The organism is Plebeiibacterium marinum, assembly GCF_026013615.1.
GTDB lineage: Bacteria > Bacteroidota > Bacteroidia > Bacteroidales > Marinilabiliaceae > Saccharicrinis > Saccharicrinis marinus_A.
Genome location: NZ_JAPDPI010000056.1, coordinates 22185 through 29844 on the forward strand (window position 1 = coordinate 22185; position 7660 = coordinate 29844).

The 7660-nt window shown below is 36.9% G+C and carries 6 protein-coding genes; 3 read left to right on the forward strand and 3 right to left on the reverse strand.

The window, feature by feature from the left end; translation table 11 throughout:
* Positions 1 to 234 precede the first annotated feature (234 nt).
* Both OM074_RS21640 and OM074_RS18940 read right to left on the reverse strand, forming a co-directional pair.
* The gene (locus tag OM074_RS21640) at positions 235 to 2643 is read right to left on the reverse strand and encodes a polysaccharide biosynthesis tyrosine autokinase (RefSeq protein ID WP_301202163.1); all 2409 of its coding nucleotides are present in this window, start codon (positions 2641 to 2643) and stop codon (positions 235 to 237) included.
* A 24-nt stretch (positions 2644 to 2667) separates the two neighbouring features.
* Positions 2668 to 3447, reverse strand: coding sequence for a polysaccharide biosynthesis/export family protein (locus tag OM074_RS18940; protein WP_301202164.1), 780 nt, complete (start codon positions 3445 to 3447; stop codon positions 2668 to 2670).
* Between the two features lie 421 nt (positions 3448 to 3868).
* Here OM074_RS18940 and OM074_RS18945 point away from each other — a divergent pair, with 421 nt between their 5' ends.
* On the forward strand, positions 3869 to 4555 hold the full coding sequence (locus OM074_RS18945) for a histidine phosphatase family protein (RefSeq protein WP_301202165.1): 687 nt from the start codon (positions 3869 to 3871) through the stop codon (positions 4553 to 4555).
* Positions 4556 to 4638: 83 nt separating this feature from the next.
* Here the strand turns inward: OM074_RS18945 and ald are convergent, their stop codons facing one another.
* Positions 4639 to 5757, reverse strand: a complete 1119-nt coding sequence (ald, locus tag OM074_RS18950; RefSeq protein ID WP_301202166.1) for an alanine dehydrogenase — start codon at positions 5755 to 5757, stop codon at positions 4639 to 4641.
* 179 nt (positions 5758 to 5936) lie between these two features.
* On the opposite strand from ald, the gene OM074_RS18955 reads away from it, so the two are divergent.
* Positions 5937 to 7142, forward strand: coding sequence for a hypothetical protein (locus OM074_RS18955; protein ID WP_301202167.1), 1206 nt, complete (start codon positions 5937 to 5939; stop codon positions 7140 to 7142).
* Positions 7105 to 7269 carry a family 1 glycosylhydrolase gene (locus tag OM074_RS21550; RefSeq protein ID WP_363320310.1) on the forward strand — a complete coding sequence of 55 codons (165 nt, stop codon included), beginning with the start codon at positions 7105 to 7107 and terminating at the stop codon, positions 7267 to 7269. Before OM074_RS18955 ends, OM074_RS21550 begins: the two co-directional genes overlap by 38 nt.
* The last annotated feature ends 391 nt before the right edge of the window (positions 7270 to 7660 follow it).

Below are 7660 nucleotides of genomic sequence, written 5' to 3' on the forward strand. Positions count from 1 at the left end.
ATACCGAGGCACTTTCAGGCACTTGTTAATTGCAAATCGCCTGGAATTAGCCTCTTATCTTAAGTCTATCGATCTAATATCGATAGTTCGTTAGTTTTTAGTCATTGGTCATTAGTTTATTTGTCAATAACCTAAGTTCCAACATCTTATACAAAATACATTATTAATATTAAAATTCTAAAGATTAAACCTTACAAAAACTTAACGAATTAATGTAATATATAACCAGTCAAATTAATCCTCCTCATAGTAGCCATGGCCGTAACCATAACCATAGCCATAACCGTAACCATATCCATAATGAGAACCATACCCACCTTGTTTTACATTAAGGTCGTTCAGTAGAATCCCTACATTATTGATACCTTCATTTCGTAGATTCTGGATGGTATGAGCAAAAACTTCACGAACAGAATGGTTATGGCGTACCAAAAACACGACACTATCCGATAATCTTGCCAGCAAATACGGATCTGCCACCACACCCATTGGAGGAGAATCCAACACTATAAAATCGTATTGTTTCTTGAGTTCCTCAAACATAAGTTTCGTTCTCTCCGATGTAATTAACTCTGACGGATTGGGAGGAATAGCACCTGATGGCAGCACATACAGATTCTCAAGTCCCGATGGCGCTGGTATCACAACATCTTCCAGGTTTACTTTGCCGATAAGGTAATTGGACAAGCCATCGTGGTTATGCAAATCCAATACTTTATTTAAACCTGGTTTACGCATATCAAAGCCAATTAATATGGTCTTTTTCCCGGCAAGGGCAAATACTGAGGCCAGGTTCAACGCACAAAAGGTTTTCCCTTCACCCGGCATAGAAGACGTTATGGTAATAATAGGAGAGTCTTTTCCCTTTACCATAAAATCCAACCTGGTCCTAACCCTTCTAAAAGTCTCGGTAACAACCGACTTGGGATGATATTTAACCACATTGGTTTCCTCTTTTGAGCTGTGTATTACCTGTCCTATCACCGGCAAATCAGTCAGTTTCTTTACATCATCAGCAGTAGTTATCTTGTTATTCAACAACTGCCGAACCACCAACAATAACAAAGGGATAAGAACACCGGCAATAAAAGCTTTTTGATAATTACCCTTCATATTTGGATACACCATACCCCCACTTCGGGCTTTTTCTAAAACCTGATGATCCGGAGTATTGGATGCTTTCTGTATTTGAGCTTCCGACCGCTTCCTCAATAAAAAAGTATAAACTTCATTGTTCAGTTGAAATTTACGCTCAATTCCCAACAATTTGCGCTCGGTTTCCGGCAGGCTATATAGCGCCTGTTCATAATCTAACCGCTCACTATTATTGCGTTTTATCTCGGCTTTTAAAACTTCTTTTTGATTACTTATGGTAGTCAGCAATACACTTTTAGCAATCTCCATATCATTTTGAAGCTGCTCCATAACCGGGTTAATACTTTCGCCCCCCAAAGGTTTCGAAACCGATAACATTTGCGTATTCAATTCCATTATTTTCTGTATCTGGCCGGCAAACAACTGGTTTTCGGTTTGATAAACAGCAGGAGCTAAAATATTATTATCCAAGGTATCACACTTAAAGTAATTGGATAGATAATCTAAGTAATTCTGGGATATGATCAAACCGGCGGTATTCTGTTCAATATCCTGAAGCTTATCTAAAAGATAATCAGCTTTTGAAGAAATACTCTGGATTCGATTAGAAGTCCTGAAATTACTAAGCTCAGAACCTGTATTGCTTAACGAATCACTGATATTTACCAGTTGTGATTCGATAAAATCAATGGTATTAATGGCTATTTGATTCTTCTTTTCAAGGTTAGATGCAATAAAAACATCGGCAAGGGTATTTAAAAACTTTATATTTTTAGTTCTGTTATCGCCAGTAATCGACATACTGATTATTGAAGAGCTCTCACTCATTTTTGAGGCCCGTAAAATACCAACATATTTACTTACCAAGGAATTGGGATGGTTAAACTGAAAGTAGTTTTCCATCTCCCCATTGTTAAGATGATTGTACTTTACTTTAAACCTAAACCACTTGGTTGTTATCCATTCTCCATTTCTTCCGTTTTCAACGTACTCCTTATCATCAGCCCCTGACGAAACCTGATGGCTGATGTAATTATAACACCCCGTGCCTCCACCATGAAAACGCAACTCAAAATCTTTATCCGACAAGGGTTTTATATAAAAATGAGCCCCTATTAATTGATTATGAAGCGAATCAAACTCCACGACAAAACTTGAAGCAGGGTAAATCTCTGTTGTTTTAACATTACCTTTAGCATAATAGGAAACATTAAAATCAAGGTTATCAATAGCTTTGTTAACCATATCCCATGAGGTTAGCAATGCCAGCTGATTATCAACATTCCGCAGCCCCGGGGTAAGTCCGAACCCCTCCATCATTTCATTTTGCGGCCTATCCGTTCCTCGCTCTTCCATTAATATCCGCATGGAAGCACTGTATATTGGCGTAACCCACCTATGTATAACATTTACACTGCCGATGGCTATGGGAATGGTTATTAAAAACAACCACCAATAGTGCAAAACATCTCTTAAAAGTTTCTTATAATCAAGGTTTACAGTAAATCCTGTATCTGAAAAATCTTTAGTATTAGAATTATTATTCATTATGAAGGGGCTTAGGGACAGGGATTATCGTGTTAAAGCAATAATGGTAACAGTAAAACTTAATAAAGTAGACAACACGCCTAAACTAAACGACTCTCCAATACCAAATTGTTTAGCTCTCATTGGTTTAACATAAATAAAATCATTTGGATAGATATAGTAATACTCTGAATCAATAATTTTATGATCCGTGATATCTACCTTAAAAGTCTTTGATTTTCCACCTGAAACAGGCCTTACAACAGTAAGCTCTCTCTTTTTGGCAACCGGAGTTAAATCACCTGCCTGCCCTATGGCCTCAAAAATGGTGATCTGATCTTTCGTCATACGCTGTGTTCCCGGGCTCTTCACCTCTCCTAATATAGTGTACGAATTGGAACCCAACCTCACTAATATATTGGCATCTTTTACATACGGTTTTAAAGCCTCCCTGATTTTGGCCTTTGCCTGAAAGATGTTGCACCCTTGTAAATTGATTTTTCCTGCATAAGGATAATCTATATTCATCTCATCATCTATCACATACATAAAAAGCGTACTCCCATTTTGCAGATTTGATGAGTTTATGTTGTTACCCTGTGAAGTATTGAAAAATTCTGATATTTTAGGATCAAATGTAGATACTCTGATAAATAAATAATCATTGGTTTGGAGAATATATTTCCCGGTAATCTCAGTAAGTTCTTTAAATTCCATTTCCGATTCCTTGTCTTGCAGGTATATGGTTTCTTTTTGAGGAATACAGGATGTAAATAAGGCTACAAATAAAAATATAAACCAGTATTGGTTTTGAAATATGTTCATGTGTTAAATTTGAATTATTTTACTATACTATAGCTATAAAGTGAACAAAATTAATCTTTTTAGGGAAATATTAAAGCAAGGACATAAAATTTCGAAACTTATCCTGTTTTATTAAAGAAATCACTACTTGCTTCTTTTATCTTTTTTAAAATGAATATGTATTCCTATCAAATTCTTTAGATATATTTGTAGCGCATATTGTACCGGGTTCAAAGTGTTTTTTAGTTTATGGATTCTGTAACAAAGAAGTCATATCAATAGACTTTATGACAATAATAAGTAAACACATTATTTTTTTAGCCTCAATTTATACAGATACCGGCTTATGATAAAATCTTTATTCTTAAACTATAAATTCATACTGTTTTGCTTAATTACAACTACATTTATTAGTTGCTCATCAAGTAAACCACTTAGTTCTTTGAACAATATATCAAAGGTTTATAAAAGCAAAAACGCTTGCCCGGCAACAACTTGTATCGATGAAATAAATCCACAGCTAAAACAATCTCTAACCACACACAATAAAGCGCTCAGGCAAATATATCTAATCAGGCATGCTAAGCCTCAGATCAAAAAAAAATGGTTGTATTCATCAAAAGGGGCCAACCAATACATTAGCAATTATAATACAGCCCCAATAATTGCTTTCGATACTTCTTCCGTCAAAAACAACTTGCTGCATAAACATACCATTTACTGTTCAACCTTAAGAAGGTCGAAAGAAACTGCGCATTCTATATTTGATGATAACTACCCTATTGTGCCTGATAGCCTGTTCCGCGAATTCGAAAACAAAATTATAAAAGCACCTTCCTTTATAATCCTGCCCCTTCCCGTATGGCAAATAATAAGCAGGGGAACCTGGGCACTAGGAGCAAAACGAAATGGCATTGAGAGCTATAAAGAAGCGAAATCCAGAGCAAAAAATGCCTCATTAAAGCTGGTTGAACTGGCCCAACATGAAGAAACATCAATTCTGGTGGCTCACGGCATATTAAATGGAGCCATAAAAAAAAATCTGAAGAAAGATGGTTGGCATACCATCAAAAACAAAGGGAACAAAAACCTGGGCTCAACAATACTGATAAAAATATATGAACATTAAAAAAGCCGGCTTACCCCTCAAGCCGGCTTTTAAGTGATTATCACCTATTTAAATCATCTTGTATAACCAAAATGAATTTGCTTTTATTTATTTAGTATTTCTTCTACCGGAACATATGGTAAATCAAATGCTTCAGAAACACCTTTATATACCACATCACCCTTAACAATATTCAATCCAAGTTTAAGGGCTGAATTTTCATTACAAGCTTTCTGCCACCCCTTGTTTGCCAATTGCAAAGCATATGGTAAAGTAGCATTGGTTAAGGCCAACGTAGAAGTAAATGGCACTGCTCCCGGCATATTTGCTACAGTATAATGTATAACATCATCAATAATATATGTTGGATCCTGGTGTGTTGTAGGTTTTGAAGTCTCAAAACATCCACCCTGATCAATGGCTACATCAACAAGAACCGTCCCTTGCTTCATAGTTGGAAGCATGTCCCTTGTAATCAACTTAGGCGCTTTTGCTCCAGGGATAAGTACTGCTCCAATGATCACATCAAAATCCTTAACAGCTTCACGGATCGTCATCTCGTTTGGAACTAATGTATTTACATTCTCAGGCATTACATCGTCTAAATACCTAAGACGATCGATATTTAGATCCATAATGGTTACATCAGCACCCATACCAGAAGCCATTTTGGCAGCTTGAGTACCCACTACACCACCACCGATCACCAATACTTTTGCCGGAGGCACACCTGGAACTCCTCCCAACAACAAACCGCGTCCACCATAAAAACGCTCCAAATACTTAGCCCCTTCCTGTGTTGCCATCCGTCCTGCAACTTCTGACATAGGCACCAATAATGGAAGCTTTCTGTCTGGAGTTTCTACAGTTTCATAAGCCAAACAAATAGCCTTTTGCTCTATCATGGCCTTTGTTAAAGGCTCGCACGAAGCAAAGTGGAAGTATGTAAACAACAGCTGGTTCTCTTTAATCAACTTATATTCCGGTTCAATGGGCTCTTTTACCTTAACAATCATATCGGCTATAGCATATACCTCTTCTATAGTAGGTAAAATCCTGGCACCTGCTTTTTCATAATCTTCATCATAAAAATCAGTACCTGTTCCTGCTCCCGATTGCACATATACTGTATGACCAGCCTTAGTCATCTCTAAAACACCTGCAGGCGTCATTCCAACCCTGTTTTCAGCAGGTTTAATTTCCTTTGGAACTCCTATTATCATGGCTTTATAATTAAAGTGAATTATTTATTATTACTTAAAATTTAACTCTAGCAAAATAGCAGAATAATTCTCTTTTGTACTATGAATATTATCACCGAAAAAAGCTGTATAAAATCAGGTATTCTTTTTATGTATACCGCTTAATTCCTTTTATTATTTTTGCGCCATAAAATTATTAAATGAGCAGTTTATATATATTCAATCCCACCGGAGAGCTGGCACTGGCAAATGGAACCAACAGCTATATGCCCCCAAAAAATCTTAGGTCTTTTGAAAAGGATCTGGCTTTCCTGCCTTCCTACTTTGCTTCAACAGGGGATGCTGTTTTAATGGAAAATACGCCTGATGAAGATTTCCTGAATTTTTGGCAACAACTGGGACTCCCCAAAATAAAATATGCTCCTATAAATTCCTTATTGAAAACATCAAATATTGAAGCAATAAAGCCATGGAGCTGGAATCAGGTGATACACCAAAAATACAAAAGCGTTAAGGAAATATGCAGCCGGGAGTTTAAAACCTCACCAAACTACATCTGGAATCAGGAACACAAAATGTTTTTTAGCCGAAACTCTGCCAACACCATCCAAAAATATATACACAACCATTATAATAACCATGCATGTATCTCCATAAAAAATCCTGCCATAAACCTGTACTCCTTAAAAGAGTTCGAACAATGGATAAATTCAAATCCAATTGCCATTATAAAAATGCCATGGAGTAGCTCAGGAAGAGGCATTCATGTGATTAATCCCCAAAACAATCTGGCAATAAACTATCCCTGGATACAGGGGGCGCTAAACCAACAGGGCTTTATAACCGCAGAACCGCTCTTAGATAAGGTTTTTGATTTCTCGTTTCAGATGGAAATAAAAAGAAACGGACAAATTGATTTCAACGGAGTGTCATTTTTTAATAATGATGCCAAAGGGCATTTCATAGGAGGAAATATTAATTGGCCACACAAGGAGAGTGAGATTTCATGCTTTTTAAACAGGGCCCTATTAAATGAAACTGCATCTATATTAACAGAAAGTATTAAAACCATAAACCCCCACCAATATTATGAAGGCCCCATAGGTATTGATGCCATAGTTTACAAAGATGGTGACACAACAAAAATACACCCCTGCGTTGATATAAACTGGCGGTATAATATGGGTGTTGTCAATATCAATGTCCCAAAATTTGTTCATAAAGCCTCTAAAGGAGCATGGAGGATTGGATCCTTTAAGCCGAGAGAATGGAATGACTTTATTGCTCTTAATAAAAAAACAACCCCATTAATAGTAAACCAAAACAAAATTGTGTCAGGTTTTGTAAATATGACTCCCCCAAATGAAAATGCTCATTTTGCAGCATGGATGGATATTGGTAGATAATTTTGAATGGAAAGAAGGATTTGAACCAAGATTTGGATTGGTTTATAACGATTTTAAAACCCAAAAAAGAACTGTAAAATACTCAGGAAAATGGTTTAAAACTTTCTTAACACCCACCTCACATTAGCCATTAGCGGATAGCACGGCTGCGCCTTTAGGACGCTGCGCTTTAGCTTGATCGCTTATTACTACAGCATTTTTTCTCAGGATCAACATTTCCCCGGATCCGATCTTTATAAGTACCTTGTAAATAAGATCGAATCCGTATGAATCAGGGTAATAGGTAATAGCCATTAGCTAATAGGACGGCTGCGCCTTTAGGACGCTGCGCTTTAGCTTGATAACTTGTTACTACAGCATTTTTTCTCAGGAACAACATTTCCCCGGATCCGATCTTTATAAGCACCTTGCAATTAAGATCGGATCCGTATGAATCAGGGCATTGGTCAATAGCCAATAGCTGATAGGACGGCTGCGCCTTTAGGACGCTGCGCTTTAGCTTGATCGCTTGTTACTAC

Bases quoted from the DNA above. Each gene is read 5' to 3' on its own strand.
- OM074_RS18955 (WP_301202167.1), top strand. From the start codon at position 5,937: ATGAGCAGTTTATATATATTCAATCCCACCGGAGAGCTGGCACTGGCA.
- ald (WP_301202166.1), bottom strand. From the start codon at position 5,757: ATGATAATAGGAGTTCCAAAGGAAATTAAACCTGCTGAAAACAGGGTT.
- OM074_RS21640 (WP_301202163.1), bottom strand. From the start codon at position 2,643: ATGAATAATAATTCTAATACTAAAGATTTTTCAGATACAGGATTTACT.
- OM074_RS21550 (WP_363320310.1), top strand. From the start codon at position 7,105: ATGCTCATTTTGCAGCATGGATGGATATTGGTAGATAATTTTGAATGG.
- OM074_RS18940 (WP_301202164.1), bottom strand. From the start codon at position 3,447: ATGAACATATTTCAAAACCAATACTGGTTTATATTTTTATTTGTAGCC.